The sequence below is a fragment of the Streptomyces sp. NPDC014733 genome, assembly GCF_043083385.1.
GTDB lineage: Bacteria > Actinomycetota > Actinomycetes > Streptomycetales > Streptomycetaceae > Streptomyces.
The window spans coordinates 885,734-903,266 of the sequence record NZ_JBIBYO010000001.1; the positions used below are offsets into that span (position 1 = coordinate 885,734).

Below are 17,533 nucleotides of genomic sequence, written 5' to 3' on the forward strand. Positions count from 1 at the left end.
TTCTGCCTTCCAAACGACTGCGGATACGTCTGCGGAACCGGCCGCCGCGCCCCGGGCGGGACGGCGGCGGGCGGACCGGATCGGCCGGCTTCCGGCCGGGGGAGCGACCGGGGTTCAGCCGGCCAGACCGGCCGAGCGGAACGCGTCCAGGCTCGGGCGGATGGTGGCCGTGGGGCCTGAGGTCGGAGCGACGGCGTCAAGCGTCTTGAGGCCGTCGCCGGTGTTGAGGATGACGGTGGACAGGGCCGGGTCGAGCAGGCCCGCTTCGAGGAGCTTCTTGGTGACGCCGACGGTCACCCCGCCCGCGGTCTCCGCGAAGATCCCCTCCGTCCGCGCCAGCAGCTTGATCGCGTCCACGACCTGCTCGTCGTCGACATCCTCCACCGCGCCGCCCGTACGGCGTGCGATGTCGAGGACGTACGGCCCGTCGGCCGGGTTGCCGATCGCCAGGGACTTGGCGATGGTGTCCGGCTTCTGCGGGCGGACCACGTCGTGGCCGGCCTTGAACGCGGTCGAGACCGGGGAGCAGCCCTCGGCCTGGGCGCCGTAGATCTTGTAGGGCCGGTCCTCGACGAGGCCGAGGGCGATCAGCTCCTTCAGCCCCTTGTCGATCTTGGTGAGCTGGGAGCCGGAGGCCACCGGGATGACGATCTGGTCCGGCAGCCGCCAGCCGAGCTGTTCGCAGATCTCGTACGCCAGCGTCTTGGAGCCCTCGCCGTAATAGGGGCGGAGGTTGACGTTGACGAAGCCCCAGCCCTCGCCGAGCGGGTCGCCGATCAGCTCGGAGCAGAAGCGGTTGACGTCGTCGTAGTTGCCCTCGATGCCGACGAGGTCGCCGCCGTAGACCGCGGCCATGACGACCTTGCCCGCCTCCAGGTCGTGCGGGATGAAGACGCAGGAGCGGAAGCCGGCGCGGCGGGCGGCGGCGCCGACGGCACCGGCGAGGTTGCCGGTCGAGGAGCAGGAGAGGGTGGTGAAACCGAAGGCGCGCGCCGCCTCGACCGCGATGGCGACGACCCGGTCCTTGAAGGAGTGCGTCGGGTTGCCGGAGTCGTCCTTGACGTAGAGGCCGCCGGTGACGCCCAGCTCACGGGCGAGGTTGTCGGCCTTGACGAGCTTGGTGAAGCCGGGGTTGAGGTTCGGCTTCTCGGCCACGTCCGCGGGGACGGGCAGCAGCGGTGCGTACCGCCAGATGTTGTGGGGACCGGCCTCGATCTGCTTCCTCAACGCCTCCGGGTCACCGCTCGGCAGGTCGTAGGCCACCTCCAGCGGACCGAAGCAGGTCGCGCAGGCGAAGATCGGGCCGAGCGGGAAGCGCTCGCCGCATTCGCGACAGGAGAGACCGACGGCGGCACCGAGAGTGACGGAGGGAGCGTTTTCGGTGACTTCAACAGTTTGCGCAGCCATGGAGGCGAGGCCCTTTCTCCTCATCTTCCTCGCGGCGCGTTTCGCCACGAGACGGATTTGGCACCTTCCCTAGCCGGGAGCCTCGCGCCGCGAGATGCGGTCGAGACCGGCTGGAGGGTTGCCGGGGCTTCAACGGGCCGTGTCCCTCTGCCCCTCTGGATGAGCGGTATGGCGCTGGGAAAACCCAGGCGTTTGTGGTGCGGTGACCCCGACATGCGACGGTCATCCGCGTTGTTCAAGACTGTAACCGACGGCACTGACAGGAGAGATAGCCGTCCGAACCGCGAGATGGATCACATGCGCCGCCGAGACGGCGCACACCGAGGAGTCGTAGACGTGCTGGAAGAGGTGGAGCGCTGGCTGGGACGTCGCTCCTGGTCCGCGGCCGACCGACCGCTGCCGGAGCTGCTGGAGGCCAAGCGGCTCAGCGGGCGCACGGTCAGCGTCGTACTGCCCGCGCTCGACGAGGAGGCCACGGTCGGCACGATCGTCGCGGCCATCCGCGCCGCCCTGATGACCGAGGAGGTGCCGCTCGTCGATGAACTGGTGGTGCTCGATTCCGGGTCCACGGACCGGACGGCCGAGGTCGCGGCGGCGGCGGGGGCGCGCGTGGTGGCGCGCGACAGCGTCCTGCCGCGGCTGCCGGCGGTGCCCGGCAAGGGCGAGGTGCTGTGGCGGTCGCTGCTGGTCACCCGCGGCGACATCGTCTGCTTCGTCGACGCGGACCTGCGGGAGTTCTCGCCGGCGTTCGTCTCCGGGATCGTCGGGCCGCTGCTGACCGACCCGGACGTGCAGTTCGTCAAGGCGATGTACGACCGGCCGCTGGAGACCGGCGGCGCGCCCGGGGGCGGTCCGGGCCAGGGCGGCCGGGTCACCGAACTGGTCGCCCGTCCGCTGCTCAACCTCCACTGGCCGCAGCTGGCCGGGTTCGTGCAGCCGCTGGGCGGGGAGTACGCGGCGCGCCGTTCGCTGCTGGAGCGGCTGCCGTTCCCGGTCGGCTACGGCGTGGAGCTGGGGCTGCTGGTCGACGCGTTGCACACGGTCGGTCTGGACGCGCTCGCCCAGGTGGACGTAGGGGTCCGCAAGCACCGCCACCAGGACGGTCAGGCGCTGGGCCGGATGGCCGCGGCGATCTACCGCACCGCTCAACTCCGTCTGGCGCGCGGCCACTTGGTGCGTCCGAGGCTGACGCAGTTCGTGCGCGGCGAGAACGGTTTCATCCCCCGGACGAGCGATGTCGACACCGAGGAGCGGCCCCCCATGGCGGACGTCCCGGAGTACACGGCGAGCCGGGCGGCCTGAGAAAAATCCGGCACGCTCACCCGGTGGAGCGGCGGGCGTCCCTCCCTTGGCCTCATTCGTACGTGTGCGCCGATCCGGTGCGGGCTAGGGTCGCGGCATGGCCTCCGAACACAGCGGTACCACCCCTGCCCGGACGCCCGCCGCGGGGCGCGGCGCCGAGGTGCTCGTCGCGTCCAACCGCGGCCCGGTCTCGTACGCCGTCGGCGCGGACGGTGCGCTGAGCGCGAAGCGGGGCGGTGGCGGGCTGGTCTCGGGGCTGTCGGCGATCGGTCCGGAGACGGACGCGGTGTGGGTGTGCGCGGCGCTCGGTGACGGTGACCGGGAGGCGGCGCGGCGGGCGGACGGGGAGCTTCCGGCGGCCGACACCGGCGGACAGCGCGTCCGGATGCTGGACATCCCGGCGGAGGTGCACGCCGCCGCCTACAACGGCATCGCCAATTCGGTGCTCTGGTTCGTCCACCACATGCTCTACCAGACACCGCTGGAGCCGTCGTTCGACACCGCGTTCCGGAAGCAGTGGGCGGCGTACGAGGCGTACAACGCGGCGTTCGCGGGGGCGCTGGACCGGGCCGCGGCGCCGGGTGCGGCGGTGCTGATCCAGGACTACCACCTGGCGCTGGTCCCGGGGATGCTCCGCGAGCGCCGCCCCGACCTGCGGATCGGGCACTTCTCGCACACCCCGTGGGCGCCGCCGGAGTACTTCGCGCTGCTGCCCGACGACATCCGGGAGCGGCTGATCCGGGGGATGCTCGGCGCGGACCGGGCGGGTTTCCTGACGCAGCGGTGGGCGGCGGCGTTCGTGGCGTGCTGCACGGCCACCCTGGAGAGGCGGTGCGCCGTCCACCATGCGGACGGCGAGGCGTCGCATGTGGTCATCGCACCCCCCGGCCGGGAGCCGCACACCACCCGGATCGGGGTGCACGGGCTGGGCGCCGACGCGGAGTTCCTGCGGGAGCGGGCGCACCGCCCGGACGTCGACGAGCGGCTGACGGCGCTGCGCGCGCAGATCGGCGGCGGGGTCGGTCCGGAGCGGCGCCGCACGATCGTGCGGGTGGACCGCACCGAGCTGTCGAAGAACATCGTGCGCGGGCTGCACGCCTACCGGCGGCTGCTGGCGGACCGCCCGGAGTGGCGCGAGCGCGTCGTCCACCTCGCGTTCGCCTACCCCTCGCGCCAGGATCTGGCCGTCTACCGCGACTACACAGCGGAGGTGCGGCGGGTCGCCGAAGAGATCAACTCCACGTACGGCACGCCGGGTTGGCAGCCCGTGGTGCTGCATGTCAAGGATGATTTCGCGCGTTCGCTGGCCGCGTACCGCCTCGCGGACGTGGCCCTCGTCAACCCCATCCGGGACGGGATGAACCTCGTCGCCAAGGAGGTCCCGGTGGTCTCCGACGCCGGGTGCGCGCTGGTGCTGTCGCGGGAGGCGGGCGCCCACGAGGAGTTGGGCGAGGACGCGTTGAGCGTCAATCCGTACGACATCAACGCGACGGCGGAGGCGCTGCACGCGGCGCTGTCGATGCCGGAGGCGGAACGCGCGGACCGCTGCGCCCGGTTGGCCGCGGCGGCCACCGCGCTGCCACCGGCCCGGTGGTTCACGGAGCAGCTGGCGGCGCTGCGGGGGTGAGGGCGGGCCGGGCCCGGCGGGTCCCGGGGATCATGAGGGGCCGCCGACCGGCGTGCGTCCACCGGCCCCGAGGAGTCCGATGTCCGCCGAACGCCCTGCCGTCGCCCCGCCGTTCCTGCCCGACGGTGCCGTACCGCCGCCGCGCCGCGGGCGGATCGTCTTCCTCAACGGGACGTCCAGCTCCGGTAAGTCGAGCATCGCGCGGGAGCTGCTGGAGATCCTGGACGAGCCGGCGTTCCATCTGCCCGTGGACGCCTTCCACGCCATGCGCGCACGCCGCGAGGTCGCCCCGGAGGCGCTGGGGACGGTGCTCCGGCGCACCTGGATGGGCTTCCACCGGGCCGTCGCGGGAATGGCGGCGGGTGGCAACGACGTGGTCGTCGACCATGTGCTGAGCGAGGAGTGGCGGCTGCGGGACTGTCTGGCGCTGTTCCCCGCCGAGGATGTCGTCCTGGTCGGCGTGCACTGTGAGCCGGCGGAGCTGGAGCGTCGCGAGCAGGCCCGCGGCGACCGCCCGGCGGGCCTCGCCGCCCGCCAGTTGCACCAGGTCCACGCGCATGGGATCTACGACCTGAGCTGCGACACGACGGCCACCCCGGCGGCGGAGTGCGCCCGGTTGATCAAGGAGTTCCTGCCGGTGCGGCCGACTCCGACGGCGTTCCAGCGGCTGGCGGCGGGGATCTGACAGCCCGGGCGGCGGGCCGGGAAACCCGCCGCCCGCTCAGCTTCTGACCACGCGCGCCCGCCCCCTGGTGCGAAAACCGAGCGCATGACGATAGATCTCCGGCAAGCGGTACCTACCGTCGACATCCCGTTGCAGGGCGCCTGCCTCCTCCAGGACACTGATGCCGTTGGCGTCCAGACCGACGTCCTCCGCGTCGAACGGCATCACCACCTCGTCCGCGAACCCGCCAACGGAACGGAGGAGTTCACCGAGTGAGGGGTTCTCCTGGCCCAGTTCCTGCAGCTTCTCCTTGCTACAGGCCACCAGCGCCGCTCTGAGCGCCGAGGGGACGAGCAGCCGGTCCGGCCAGTCGCCGTCTCTCCGGGAACGTTCGGCGGCGTCCCGGAGGAAGCGCACCACATCACGCGCCTGAACCTGCTCGTTGTAGTCGGCGAGTGCCGCGGGCACCCAGCGCTCCGACCACGCCTCGCGAGAGTTGTCCCGCCCCAGCTTGGCGCCCCAGACAGGGGTGAGTTCCTGGGCGATCCGCTCCCATGACAGTGTGGTCAGCTCGTCCGTGGGCGACGGAACCGCATGCGACGTCACCGCGACCCACAGTGCCAGACGCAACGCTTCCTGCGCGTCCCAGTGGAGCGCGTAGGGTTCGTAGCGGTCCAGGAACTGGCCAAGGTTCTGCCTTACGGCGGCGCGCACCAAGTCCCGCCTGACGAAGATCACGGCACCCAGCGGGCGCCCGCGCAACATCCGCAGCCAATCCGGTACCTCGGTGAACAAGGTGCGCAGCGCCACCCGCTTGGCGTCCGAATCGATGTCCTGGAAGAAGTCCTCCAAGCCGTCGAAGACGAACAGCACCGGGGAGCGTCGCCCGCGCTCCAACAGTACGGCTTCGGGGTCGTCGTCCATGACACCCGGACCGTCCGCCGCCACCGCCATGCAGCGCAGCCACACCTGCCGCCAGTGGTCGCCGTCCTCGCAGGCATCACCGTGCAGCGCATCGTTCAGCAGCCTGTGGATGTCGTCCGGTCGGGCGCCCTCGCCGCCGGCCGAGCCGTCGCGCAGGTCCTGGGGACCGCGGGAGGTCTCCGTGCCGTACTGGTCCATGTTGCCCGGATCGAGGACCGGCACAACCGGTGCGTCGACGCCGACCGGCTCGCCCGCTCCACCCGCGAACTCCGCCCATCGCCCCGCAGCGCACATCCGTGCATAGGTGAAGGTCTTGCCCGCGCCCTTCGCTCCCACCACGACGGTGATCGGCAGTGAGGTCCGGTGATCGCCCGCCAGACGCCGCAGCGGCTCTGTCGAGAGAAACCCCAGACCGCTGTCCAGACCTGTCTTCTCGGCGAAGACGAGGGACCGTGCCCGCTCCATGAGGCCGGTCCGGCGCTCCTCGATGCCCACGCCGAGGGGCTCCACGGCATCAGGCTGGGCTACGACCTCCGGCACCAGGGCCCCGACGAGTTCCCCGACCCCACAGCGTCTCACCACCTCGATGACGTCATCCCACGTCCGGGGCAGTGCCAGGAGTTCCTCCCGGAACCGGCTCAGCAACGGCGCCGTCAGAACACGGGCGTCCACCTCGGCCGTGTCGGGGGCGTCGTCACCCATAGCCGGGCGGGCCGTGAAGCCCTCAATCTGGGCAGCGAGCTGGGCGCGGGCAGACTCAGCCTTGGCGGAGTGCGCGTCGGTGCGGTACTGCGTGATCACGACGGCGGGCACCGGGTCCTCACCGGCCATCGCGGGTGCTTTGTTCCCGAGCTGACGCAGCATTCGCTCGGTGCCTTCCAGCGACTGGCTGCTCAACGTGGTCACGAAGACTCGCTGCACCCTGGGGTCGAGGAGTACCGGTGCGGAGAGTTCCGAGGCACCTGCCCGCAGGTCGATGATGACCGCGTCCAGCCCTGCCGCCTCTGCGAGCTGCGCCAGCGAGTCCGTGAGGAAATACGGAGAGCGATCGGCGGTGGCCAGATGCGTGGGCTCGATCCGAGGCGGGCCGAGGCGGCTCCGTCGGCCCGCCGGAAGGATGGTGACAGACCCACCGTTCTGGTGTCGGAGCACTTCTTGACTGGTCAGGTAGCGCTCGGCCACTGCAACGGCATGGGACACGTCATCGCCCGGCGAGCCGTGCAGGAGAGCGAGGAAATCCTCGTATCCGATGTCGCTCACACCTCCTTGCGCCTGGTGCATCCAGGTGATGCCGGGCGCTTCGAGGTCACCGTCGACAAGCAGGACGCGGCGCCCCCTCCGGGCCAGTTCATCGGCGAGCCCGACGGCATGGACGGTGCGCCCCGACCCGCCTTTGAAGGAGTGGAAGGCGAAGAGCTGTACACCGCCGGCGCACACGTCAGCGATCGGGCGAGGAAGGAAGCGACCGAGCCCGGCGTCGACATGCCGCTCCAGCAGGCGAAGCTCACGGCGGTGTGGCGACGGCGCTTCCTGAAAAATCAGCGAGATCGGCAGGCTCTCCGGGGTCAGCCCCTGCGGCCTGTCCAGCATCAGGTGCGGCTCGCCCGGATCGCCCGCTACCGAACCGGCGCCGAATACGGTGTCCAGCCAGCCACGGACAGCGCCCTCATCCGTTTCAGGAGACGCCGTCAACTCCAGACCGTCCCACCACGCGTCGGCCTGGAACAGCCAACCGGGCCACTCTCCGGCCTCGGCGAGAGCACCCAGCCGCTCGTCGACATCAACCCATGTATAGAGGTTTCCGGGCTCCTCGCCACCGAACGGCTCCACCGCTGCTCCTCCTTCGTTCCTCACCGTCGTGTCTCCGCGATCAAAGTACGCAGCGCGGTCAACGCCCGCTGCTCGTCGCCGGGCTCCAGATCAGCGCCGTACCGCCATGCCTGGTGGAGGTCGTCCGGGCCCACCCAGGCGGGTACGGCCTGTCGACTACCGGAAGGGGGCCCGTATCGCGTGCGCTTGCAACGATCGAGTGCGGCGTGTGCCGAGCCCGGCAGGTTCAGCTCCTTGGCCAAGGCACGAAGGTCGTGGTTGCGCAGGCGTTTGGGGAGCTGCGAAGTGTCACGCGCCCGGAACTTCTGGTGCAGTACCTCGGCTTTCAACCCGCACTCCGCGCTGTAGAAGAGCAGCAGTCCCGCAGTCGGACTGTCCCCCTCATTCGCGGCCTGATCCCCGCGCAGCTCCAGTCGATCACGACTTCTGCGCAACTGCCCCACCCTGACATCCACCATGCGCCTGATCGTAGGGCGGGGGTCTGACAAGCCGGACCGTTCCGGCCACCGCCCGTCACCGCGTCAGCCGGTCCGCCAGCGCGTCGAGGAGGGCGACCACTCCGGCCGGTCCGTCGACCACCAGGTCGGCGCGGGCGGCGAGTTCGGGCACCTCGGCGCTGCCGCTGCACACCAGCAGGCCGGTGCGGCGAGGCGCCTCGGGGTCCGTGCGGAGGCGGTCGACGGCGTCGAAGGCGGCGAGGTCCCCCAGATCGTCACCGGCGTAGACGACGGTACGGGCGCCGGTCCCGCGGAGCCAGGCGGTGAGCGCCACGCCCTTGTCGACGCCGGGCGGGCGCAGCTCCAGGACGTAGCGGCCCGGTTCGACGAGGAGACCGTGGCGGGTGGCGAGGGCGGTCAGGGGGGCGCGCAGGGCGTCGAGTGCGCCCTGCGGGTCGGGGGCGCGCCGGGTGTGGACGGCGAGGGCGCGGCCGCCCTTGTGCTCGACGGCGGTGGCGGTCCAGGGGCCGTGCCAGACGCCGGACGCGGCGAGGGTGCCGGGGAGTTCGGCGCCGGCGGCGGCGACGGCGGGCGGCGGCCCGTCGGCGTGCAGGGCGCCGGTCGCCGCCTCCCAGCGCTCGGCGCCGTAGTGGCCGAGGACGGTGAGATGGTCCAGGCCCGGGGCGCCGTCGACACCGGCCAGCCGGACGGCGACGGCGGCCGGCCGCCCGGTGATCACCGCGGCGGCGCGCAACCGGGGCACCAGCCGCCCCAGCGCCCGCGCGGCCCCGGGGTGCGCGCGGGCCGCCTCCGGGTCGTCGACGATCTCCGCGAGCGTCCCGTCGAAGTCGACCGCGAGCGCGGCGTCCCCCGGCGCGGCCAGCAGCGCGGCCAGCGCGTCACGGCCCGCCGCGGTACGGGGTACGGGGAGGCCGGGGCGCGGCGGCGGACCGGCGCCGGGCGTGCGGCGGCCCGTGACGGGGCCGGTGGCGGGTGGGTGACCGGCGCCCGGTTCCGGGCCCGGCGAGGATGCGGCGTCCGGGGAACTGCCCATGGGGCGAGGGTACCGGGGCGGGGGCACGGCGCACGGAGAAGAGCGCGCCGGCGTCCGGTACCCGCCCCTCAGCGCCGGCCCCGGCGGGCCTCCCGCCGCCGCAGCAGCCGGTTGACGGTGCCCGCGTCGTGGCGCAGCGCGCGCGGGTCGTCGAGCAGGGCGTTGAGGAGTTGGTAGTAGCGCGTCGGGGAGAGGCCGAGGCGCTCGCGGATGTGGCGCTCCTTGGGGCCGGAGGCGGGCCAGGACCGGCGCTCCACGGCGAGCACCGCCTTGTCCAGCGCGGAGAGTTCACCGGCGGCACCGGCCCCGGGACCAGCGTCCGGGGAGGCGGGAGCCCCGGGACCGCCGTCCGGGGCGGGAGCCTCCGGGCCGCCGTCCGCGGGAGCGGAGGCCGGGCCGCCGTCGGCCGGGGGGATCGCCTCCGTACCGCCGTCCGTCCCCGGGCCCCTGCCGTCCTCGCGCGTCGTCACGTCTCCACGATAAGCCCCTGGTCGGACAAGCAGGCGGGGCCGGAGCCGGGCCGGGAGGCGGCACCGGGCCGGGCCCCGCCGCGGGCTCAGCCGCCGGCCGTGTCCGCCGCGTCGGCCGTGTTCTGGAGGTCGGACAGGATGCTCGACGGGTCGCCCTTGGGGCCGACCGCCGCGCCCATCTGCGACTTGACGGACTTGGCGACCTCCGGCCACGACGTCTTGTTCGCCGGGTAGAACTGCGCGTCGCGCAGCGGGCCGACGAAGTCCTGGAGCCGGCCGAAGCGGCGGTCGCCGGCCATCTTCTGGGCGCCCGAGGTGGTGACCGGCAGCAGACCGAAGTCGTGGGAGAAGGTCAGCACGTTGGCGTCGCTGTAGACGTAGTCGAGGAACTTCCCCGCCTGCGCGCGGTGGCCGTTGTGCTTGAACGCCATCATCCAGTCGGAGACGCCCAGCGTCGACGTGGCCGGGCCGTTCCTGCCGGGCAGGTCGGCGGTGCCGTAGTCGATGCCCTTGGCCTCCGCCTGCTTGATCAGCGCCGGGTGGCCGTTGAGCATCCCGACGTCGCCGTCGGCGAACCCGGCGAAGGCGTCCGCGCGGTTGAGGGTGGCCGGGTCGCCGCCGGTCAGCCCCTTGCCGACGAGATCGTCGCGCAGCCAGGTGAGGGTCTTGACGTTGGCGGGCGAGTCGATGGCGTACTTGCCGATCTCGTCGGTGTAGCCGCCGCCCCCGCTGATCAGCCAGTTCAACGTCTCGGCCTGCGTCTCCTCGGGGCCGAGCGGCAACGCGTACGGCGTCTTCACGCCCTGCTTCTTCAGCAGTTCGGCGTCCTTGGCGACGTCGTCCCAGGTCTTCGGTGCCTCGGTGATGCCCGCCTCGGCGAAGAGCTTCTTGTTGTAGAAGAGGCGGCGGGTGCTGGCGGCGAAGGGGATGCCGTACTGCACCCGGCCCACCTCGCCCGCCTCGGCGAGCGGGGGCTGGAGGTTGGCCTGGACGGGTATGGAGAGCAGTTCGTCGGCGCTGTAGAGCTTGCCGTCGGCGGCGTAGTCGACGTAGGCGCCGATCTGCGCGAGGTCGGGCGCCTGGCCCTTGCGGACCAGGTCGGCGACCTTCTTGTCGACGTCCTTCCAGCTGTAGACGTCGACGTCGATCCTGATGTCGGGGTGCTTCTTCTCGAACGCGCGGGTCAGCTGGTCCCAGTACTGCCGGGAGCCGGGGCCGGTGCCGTCGCCGTAGTCCGCGGCGACGAGCTTGAGGGTGACATGGCCCTGGCCCGCGCCGCAGCCGCTCAACGTGAGGGTCAGGGCGGTGGCGATTCCCGCCGCCGCCAGGCTCGTGTACCGCCGCTGCACTGCTGTTACCGCCCTTGTCCGGATAGATGGTGGTACCGGGTCCGCGTGCGGCATCGGGGGTCGCCCTGCGCCGCCACGGCGGTACGCGCCCGGGGCACGCACCGTATGAGGTCTGCACCACAGCCTCCACCGATCCCCGTGTACTGCGGATCTCCGCAGGTCACCACGGGGTTACGGCGTAAGAACCATGGGGTGGCACCAAGGATAAGGGCAGGCCGTACCGCGAGTGGACTAGACCTTTAGGTCCGGGTCGCGCGAAACTGTTCCCCGTGAGACACGTCATCGCCCTTGATGTGGGCGGCACCGGAATGAAGGCCGCCCTCGCGGGGGCGGACGGGACCCTGCTCCACGAGGCGCGCCGCCCCACCGGCCGCGAGCGTGGCACCGACGCCGTGGTCGAGGCCGTCCTCGGCTTCGCCGCGGAGCTGCGCGACATCGGCCTGGCCCGCTTCGGCACGCCCGCGGCCGCCGCGGGCGTCGCGGTCCCCGGCATCGTCGACGAACGGACCGGCATCGCCGCCTACTCCGCCAACCTCGGCTGGCGCGACCTGCCGCTGCGGGATCTGCTCTCGCGGCGGCTGGGCGGCGTCCCGGTCGCCCTCGGCCACGACGTCCGCACCGGCGGACTCGCCGAGGGCCGGATCGGCGCCGGACGCGACGCCGGACGCTTCCTCTTCGTCCCCCTGGGCACCGGCATCGCGGGCGCCATCGGCATCGAGGGCCGCATCGAGACCGGCGCGCACGGCAGCGCCGGCGAGATCGGCCACATCGTCGTACGGCCCGGCGGGCGGCTCTGCGGCTGCGGGCAGCGCGGCTGTCTGGAGACGGTGGCGTCCGCCGCCGCGGTCGGCCGCGCCTGGGCCGAGGCGTGCGGCGATCCGTCGGCGGGCGCGGCGGACGCGGCGAAGGCCGTGGCGTCCGGCGATCCCCGCGCCGCCGCGGTGTGGCAGGACGCGGTGGACGCCCTCGCCGACGGTCTGGTCACCGGCCTCACCCTGCTCGACCCGCAGACCCTGATCATCGGCGGCGGGCTCGCGGAGGCCGGCGACACGCTCTTCGTGCCGCTGCGCGAGGCGGTCGCCGCGCGGGTGACGTTCCAGCGGCTGCCCTCGATCGTCCCGGCGGCTCTGGGGGACGCCGCCGGCTGCCTGGGCGCGGGTCTCCTCGCCTGGGATCTTCTCTCCACGGAGGTTTCCGCCTGATGGCACAGCAACAATCCGCGGGCCGTACCGGCGACCGGCGCACCGTCCTGACCGGCGCCCGGGTCGCCACTCCGTCCGGCGTCGTCGAGGACGGCCGGATCACCGTCGCGGACGGCCGTATCGCCGAGGTGTCCGGCGGCCCCGCCCCGGACGGCACCGGGGATGCCACGGCGGACCACACCGATCTGACGGGCCATCTCGTCGTGCCCGGCTTCATCGACATGCATGTGCACGGCGGGGGCGGCGGCTCCTTCTCGTCCGCGGACCCCGAGGAGTGCCTGCGGGTCGTCGAGGCGCACCGCCGCCACGGCACCACCTCGATGATCGGCTCCACCGTCACCGGCGACCTCGACGACCTCGCCCGGCAGGCCGCGGTCCTCGCCGACCTGGCCGAACAGGGCGACCTGGCCGGCATCCACTTCGAGGGCCCGTTCATCTCCCCGCACCGCTGCGGCGCCCACCAGCCCGAGCTGCTGCGCGACCCGGACCCGGCCGACGTCCGCAAGCTCGTCGCCGCCGGCCGCGGTCGCGCGAAGATGATGACCCTCGCCCCCGAACTCCCCGGCGGCCTGGAGTCCGTACGGCTGCTCGCCGACTCCGGTGTGCTCGCCGCCGTCGGCCACACCGACTCGACGTACGACGCGACCCGCGACGCCGTCGACGCGGGCGCCACCGTCGCCACCCATCTCTTCAACGCGATGCCCACGCTGGCCCACCGCGCGCCGGGGCCGGTCCTGGCGCTGCTGGAGGACGAGCGGGTCACCGTCGAGCTGATCAACGACGGCACCCATCTGCACCCGGCCGTCCTCCGGATGGCCTTCCGGGACGCGGGCGCCGGGCGGGTCGCGTTCATCACCGACGCGATGGGCGCGGCGGGCATGTCCGACGGGATGTACCGCCTCGGGCCGATGGCCGTGGACGTCACCGACGGCGTCGCCCGGATCGCCGACGGCCCCACCGCGGGCTCCATCGCCGGCTCCACCCTCACCCTCGACCGCGCGTTCCGCCGCGCCCTGACCGTCGACGGCCTGACGGTCGGCCAGGCCGTACAGGCCCTTTCGGCCAATCCCGCACGGCTGCTGGGCATCGACGACCGGACCGGTTCGCTGGCCGCCGGGAAAGACGCCGACCTGGTCGTCCTGGACGCCGGGTACGAGGTCGTGGGCGTGATGCGGCACGGTGCGTGGGTGGTCCGCCCGGCCGGCGTCTGACCCGCCGCGGGCCCGGGCCGCCGCCACGATCCGGCCTCCGGACGGCGGCCCGGCGACGGGCGGGCGGCGGCCCGGCGACGGCCCCGGGTCTGGGCCAACCGCCGCCGTCGATGGCATGATCGCTCGCGCACTTGTCCGTACGCGGCCGCCCGGGGGCGGTTGCCGGCCCGGTGGCCGCCGCGGCGGCCGCCCGGCCCACCACCGCCCGGCGACCGGCCGACCGGGCCCGGCGCGGGAGGGAAACATGATCCTCACGGTCACGCTCAACGCCGCCCTCGACCTGACCTACCGGGTGCCGCGTCTGACCCCGCACACCACCCACCGCGTCACCGACGTGGCCGAACGCCCCGGCGGCAAAGGGCTGAACGTGTCGCGGGTGCTGGCCGCGCTCGGCCACCGCACCGTCGCCACCGGATTCGCCGGGGGCGGCACCGGGGACGCGCTGCGCGCCCTGCTGACCCAGGAGAGCGAGGTCACCGACGCGCTGGTGCCGGTGGGCGGCGCCACCCGCCGCACCGTCGCCGTCGTCGACGCCGCCTCCGGGGACACCACGCAGCTCAACGAACCGGGCCCGGTCGTCTCCCCCGCCGAGTGGCACACCTTCCTCGGCACCTACCGGGAGCTGCTGGCCGAGGCGCGGGCGGTGGCGCTCTGCGGCAGCCTGCCGCCGGGCGTCCCGGTCGACGTCTACGCCCGGCTGGCCCGTACCGCCCGTACCGCCGGGGTGCCGGTCGTGCTGGACACCAGCGGCGAACCGCTCCGCCGCGGGCTCGCCGCCCGCCCCGACCTCGCCAAGCCCAACGCCGACGAACTCGCCGCGCTCACCGGCACCACCGAGCCGCTGCGCGCCGCCCGCGAGGCGCGCCGCCGCGGCGCCCACTCCGTCGTCGCGTCGCTGGGCGCGGACGGGATGCTCGCGGTCACCGCCGACGGCGCCTGGCAGGCCGCCCCGCCGCGCCGGATCGCCGGGAACCCGACGGGCGCCGGTGACTCCGCGGTGGCGGGCCTGCTCTCCGGCCTCGTCGAAGGGTTGTCATGGCCCGAACGGCTCGCCCGCGCGGTCGCGCTGTCCGCGGCGACGGTACGGGCCGCGGCCGCCGGGGAGTTCGACGCGGCGACCTACACGGAGCTGCTGCCGGAGGTGGCGGTGACGGAACTTCCCGTCCCGTCGGCGCCCGGGCGCTGACCGGCCCGGGCCCGGGGAAGCGCGCCGGTCAGGCGATCTTCTTCTCCAGCCAGAGCTGGTCGATGTTGACGTCGCACTTGTTGCCGTCTTCACAGGAGAGCGTGACGGTGTTGGTGCCCTTGTTGAGGGGCACCCGCTGCCAGGTCCTCTGCCAGCCCTTCTCCCAGTTGCCTTCCTCGGAGCCCGCGAAGTTCTTCATGTTGAGCGGGCGCTCTTCCCGCTTGCCGTTGACCGTCAGCGTGAGGTCCCGGTCCTGACCGGGAATGCCGAAGCCGACCCACATCTTGTACGCGCCCTCCTCCTCGACGTTCAGCGTCCACGTCGCCGACGCGCCGGGGGTGTTCATCCCGGTCACGTAGACGCCGCCGGCCGAGCGCGCACCGGGGATGTCCTTGGAGGTGGTGGCACCGCCACCGAGCTTCAGGCTGCCCGCGTCGTCCTTGGGCAGCGGCGCCTTGCTGGGCTTCTCGGCGGGCTTGTGCTCCGGCTCCTCGGACGTGCTGACCGTCTCGCTCGGCTTCGCCTCGTCGGTCGATTCCTTGTCGGAGTTGTTCAGCATCGCGACGCCGATCGCTATGCACACCACGCCCACCACGGCGACCGCGCCGATCAGCAGGCCCTTGTGGCTGCGCTGCGGCGGCGCGGGCGGTCCGGCCTGCGGCGCGCGGGCCCGGTCACCGCCGGGCAGCGTCTCCGGCGCCGCGTAGGAGGCGTTCTGCCGGCCGTAGCCGGGCTGCTGGGACGCGCCGCCGTACTGCCGCTCGCCGACCGCGCGGACCTGGTTGTACGAGGTCCGTGGCACGCCCTGCTGCCGGGTCGCGCCGTCGCCGCCCGCGCCCTCCTCGCCGCCCTCCGAGCGGTAGAGGTACCCGAACGGGTCGTCGTTACCCGGCGTGTCCGAGCCCGTGTTGCCGGCCGTCATTGCGTGTCACTCCCCAGCGATCTGTATCGCGTCCGGATGCCCGCGCGGTCCCCCGCGCGCATCTGCACTTTGAGCCCCCGGCGGCGCCGCGCCGCATCGGCGCAGCCTACCCCGTCCGCACCACGGCACGCCGGGCCTGTTCAGGGCACAAGATCGCTACGGATCGGTGAACGGCGGGTACGCCCACCCGGCGCCCGGCAGCGGCGGCCCCGGGGCGCCGCCGTGCCCCGGCGGTCACCCGGCGCGGCGGTTCGCCTTCGCCCGTGACCGCTTCTCGACATACATCCGCTGGTCGGCGGATTGCAGCACCTCTTCGGCGGTCATCCCGCACCCGGCCCAGCTGATCCCGAAGCTGGCGCCGACCCGTACCGCGCGGCCGTCCACCCGGATCGGCGGGATGATGGCGTTCCGCAGCCGGACGGCCAGATCCTGGGCGTCGGCGGTGCCCAGACCGTCGGCGAGGACCACGAACTCGTCGCCACCGAGCCGGGCGACCGTGTCGCCGTCCCGGACGCCGCTGGTCAGCCGCCGGGCGACCTCGATGAGCACCGCGTCGCCCGTGTGATGACCGAACCGGTCGTTGATCGACTTGAAGCCGTCGAGGTCGCAGAAGAGCACCGCGAGCCCCTTGGAGCCGTCGTCCGCCGGCCCGTCCGAGGGCGCGACGGTGTGCACATGGTGGTCGTACGGCAGCGCCCCGCCGACGCTCCGCTCCATGCCCTCGAGCCCCTCGTACGGCTCCGGTCCTTCCGCCGGATACGCGGTCGGATCGCCGACCGCGGCGAAGACGGCGGCGGAGACCGCGTAGGCGTCGGCGGCGTCGCCGGGCGCCCGCCCGCACAGCCGGGCGCTGAGGCGGGCCCGCAGCTCGGCGCTGTTGGGCAGGCCGGTCAGCGCGTCGTGGCTGGCGCGGTGGGCGAGCTGGAGCTCGTGCCGCTTGCGCTCCTCGATGTCCTCGACGTGGGTGAGCAGGAACCGCGGCCCGTCGGCGGTGTCCGCGACGACGGAGTTGCGCAGCGAGACCCAGATGTACGAACCGTCCCGCCGGGCCAGCCGCAGCTCGGCGCGGCCCCCTTCGGCGGAGGTGCGCAGCAGGGTGCCGATGTCGTCGGGGTGGACGAGGTCGGAGAAGGAGTAGCGGCGCATCGCGGACGCCGGGCGGCCGAGCAGCCGGCAGAGCGCGTCGTTGGTGCGCAGCAGCCGTCCGTGCTGGTCACCGCCCATCTCGGCGACGGCCATCCCGCTCGGCGCGTACTCGAAGGCCTGCCGGAAGGACTCCTCGCTGGCCCGCAGCGCCTGCTGCTCACGCTCCAGCCGGACCAGCGCCCGCTGCATGTTGGCCCGCAGCCGGGAGTTGCTGATCGCTATGGCGGACTGGAACGCGTACATCTGGAGCGCCTCACGGCTCCAGGAATTGGGGCGGCGGCCGTTGCGCGGCCGGTCGACGGAGATCACGCCGAGCAGTTCGCCCTTGCCGTCGGGCGAGGTGTGCATGGGGGCGAAGAGGCGGTCCCTGGGGTGCCAGTCGTCGGTGAAGCTGGGGTCGGGCCCGGCGGAGTGCCACTGCGGGACGTCGTCGTCGTCCAGCACCCAGCCCTCGGTGTACGGCACGAAGCAGAGCGTGCCCCAGCGCTCCCCCATGGAGAGCCGCCGCTCCCAGGAGTCACGCGAGCCGACCCGCCCGGCCATCAGCGCCTCGGCGCCCGCACTCCCGGCGACCGCGGCCACCACGAGATCACCGTCCGGCCGTACGAGATTGACCGCCGCCAGCTCGAAACCGAGCCCGTTGATCACTCCGTCCGCGACGCTCTGCAAGGTGTCCGCCAGGCTACGAGCGGTGTTCAGCTCGGCGACCACCTTGTGCAGCTGCCGCAAGGTCGTCAGGCGGACGTACGGCTCCGACTCGGCCTCCATCGCTCGCTCTCCCTGAGACCTCGACAGCAACTCC

The 17,533-nt window shown here is 73.1% G+C and carries 14 protein-coding genes and 1 riboswitch; of the genes, 6 read left to right on the forward strand and 8 right to left on the reverse strand.

Annotated elements, in window-relative coordinates; all coding sequences use genetic code 11:
- Nucleotides 1-114: 114 nt before the first annotated feature.
- A complete protein-coding gene (gene thrC / locus ACF1BH_RS03910) occupies nt 115-1,407 on the reverse strand; it encodes a threonine synthase (RefSeq protein WP_391640777.1) in 1,293 nt (430 codons plus the stop codon).
- Between the two features lie 17 nt (nt 1,408-1,424).
- Nucleotides 1,425-1,573, reverse strand: a riboswitch (SAM riboswitch).
- Between the two features lie 170 nt (nt 1,574-1,743).
- Between thrC and ACF1BH_RS03915 the strand changes: the two genes are divergently transcribed.
- The 3 genes from ACF1BH_RS03915 (at nt 1,744) to ACF1BH_RS03925 (ending at nt 5,021) form a co-directional block, all read left to right on the forward strand.
- Nucleotides 1,744-2,709, forward strand: coding sequence for a glucosyl-3-phosphoglycerate synthase (locus tag ACF1BH_RS03915; protein ID WP_391640778.1), 966 nt, complete (start codon nt 1,744-1,746; stop codon nt 2,707-2,709).
- Nucleotides 2,710-2,806: 97 nt separating this feature from the next.
- Nucleotides 2,807-4,336 (forward strand): trehalose-6-phosphate synthase, encoded by a 1,530-nt coding sequence (locus tag ACF1BH_RS03920; RefSeq protein ID WP_391640779.1) that lies wholly within the window; start codon nt 2,807-2,809, stop codon nt 4,334-4,336.
- Between the two features lie 79 nt (nt 4,337-4,415).
- Nucleotides 4,416-5,021 carry a chloramphenicol phosphotransferase CPT family protein gene (locus ACF1BH_RS03925; protein WP_391640780.1) on the forward strand — a complete coding sequence of 202 codons (606 nt, stop codon included), beginning with the start codon at nt 4,416-4,418 and terminating at the stop codon, nt 5,019-5,021.
- A gap of 36 nt (nt 5,022-5,057) precedes the next feature.
- Here the strand turns inward: ACF1BH_RS03925 and ACF1BH_RS03930 are convergent, their stop codons facing one another.
- From ACF1BH_RS03930 to ACF1BH_RS03950, 5 genes are all read right to left on the reverse strand, one after another.
- Nucleotides 5,058-7,754 (reverse strand): KGGVGR-motif variant AAA ATPase, encoded by a 2,697-nt coding sequence (locus tag ACF1BH_RS03930; RefSeq protein ID WP_391640781.1) that lies wholly within the window; start codon nt 7,752-7,754, stop codon nt 5,058-5,060.
- A gap of 20 nt (nt 7,755-7,774) precedes the next feature.
- Nucleotides 7,775-8,212 carry a hypothetical protein gene (locus ACF1BH_RS03935; RefSeq protein ID WP_391640782.1) on the reverse strand — a complete coding sequence of 146 codons (438 nt, stop codon included), beginning with the start codon at nt 8,210-8,212 and terminating at the stop codon, nt 7,775-7,777.
- A 55-nt stretch (nt 8,213-8,267) separates the two neighbouring features.
- Complete coding sequence (gene otsB / locus ACF1BH_RS03940) at nt 8,268-9,245, reverse strand: trehalose-phosphatase (protein ID WP_391640783.1); 978 nt, start codon at nt 9,243-9,245, stop codon at nt 8,268-8,270.
- A gap of 68 nt (nt 9,246-9,313) precedes the next feature.
- Nucleotides 9,314-9,523 (reverse strand): DUF3263 domain-containing protein, encoded by a 210-nt coding sequence (locus ACF1BH_RS03945; protein ID WP_391641010.1) that lies wholly within the window; start codon nt 9,521-9,523, stop codon nt 9,314-9,316.
- Nucleotides 9,524-9,801: 278 nt separating this feature from the next.
- Nucleotides 9,802-11,064: an extracellular solute-binding protein gene (locus tag ACF1BH_RS03950; RefSeq protein ID WP_391640784.1), complete on the reverse strand. Its 1,263-nt coding sequence runs from the start codon at nt 11,062-11,064 to the stop codon at nt 9,802-9,804.
- Nucleotides 11,065-11,333: 269 nt separating this feature from the next.
- Between ACF1BH_RS03950 and ACF1BH_RS03955 the strand changes: the two genes are divergently transcribed.
- From ACF1BH_RS03955 to pfkB, 3 genes are all read left to right on the forward strand, one after another.
- Nucleotides 11,334-12,266 carry an ROK family protein gene (locus tag ACF1BH_RS03955; protein ID WP_391640785.1) on the forward strand — a complete coding sequence of 311 codons (933 nt, stop codon included), beginning with the start codon at nt 11,334-11,336 and terminating at the stop codon, nt 12,264-12,266.
- Entirely contained in the window at nt 12,266-13,477 is a 1,212-nt protein-coding gene (gene nagA / locus ACF1BH_RS03960; RefSeq protein ID WP_391640786.1) for an N-acetylglucosamine-6-phosphate deacetylase, read from the forward strand. The genes ACF1BH_RS03955 and nagA overlap by 1 nt, the downstream gene beginning before the upstream one ends.
- A 244-nt stretch (nt 13,478-13,721) precedes the next feature.
- Complete coding sequence (gene pfkB, locus ACF1BH_RS03965) at nt 13,722-14,663, forward strand: 1-phosphofructokinase (protein ID WP_391640787.1); 942 nt, start codon at nt 13,722-13,724, stop codon at nt 14,661-14,663.
- Between the two features lie 28 nt (nt 14,664-14,691).
- Here pfkB and ACF1BH_RS03970 read toward each other — a convergent pair whose 3' ends face one another.
- Both ACF1BH_RS03970 and cdgB read right to left on the reverse strand, forming a co-directional pair.
- Nucleotides 14,692-15,585: a carbohydrate-binding protein gene (locus ACF1BH_RS03970; RefSeq protein ID WP_391640788.1), complete on the reverse strand. Its 894-nt coding sequence runs from the start codon at nt 15,583-15,585 to the stop codon at nt 14,692-14,694.
- Nucleotides 15,586-15,819: 234 nt separating this feature from the next.
- A complete protein-coding gene (gene cdgB / locus ACF1BH_RS03975) occupies nt 15,820-17,499 on the reverse strand; it encodes a diguanylate cyclase CdgB (protein ID WP_391640789.1) in 1,680 nt (559 codons plus the stop codon).
- Nucleotides 17,500-17,533 lie beyond the last annotated feature (34 nt).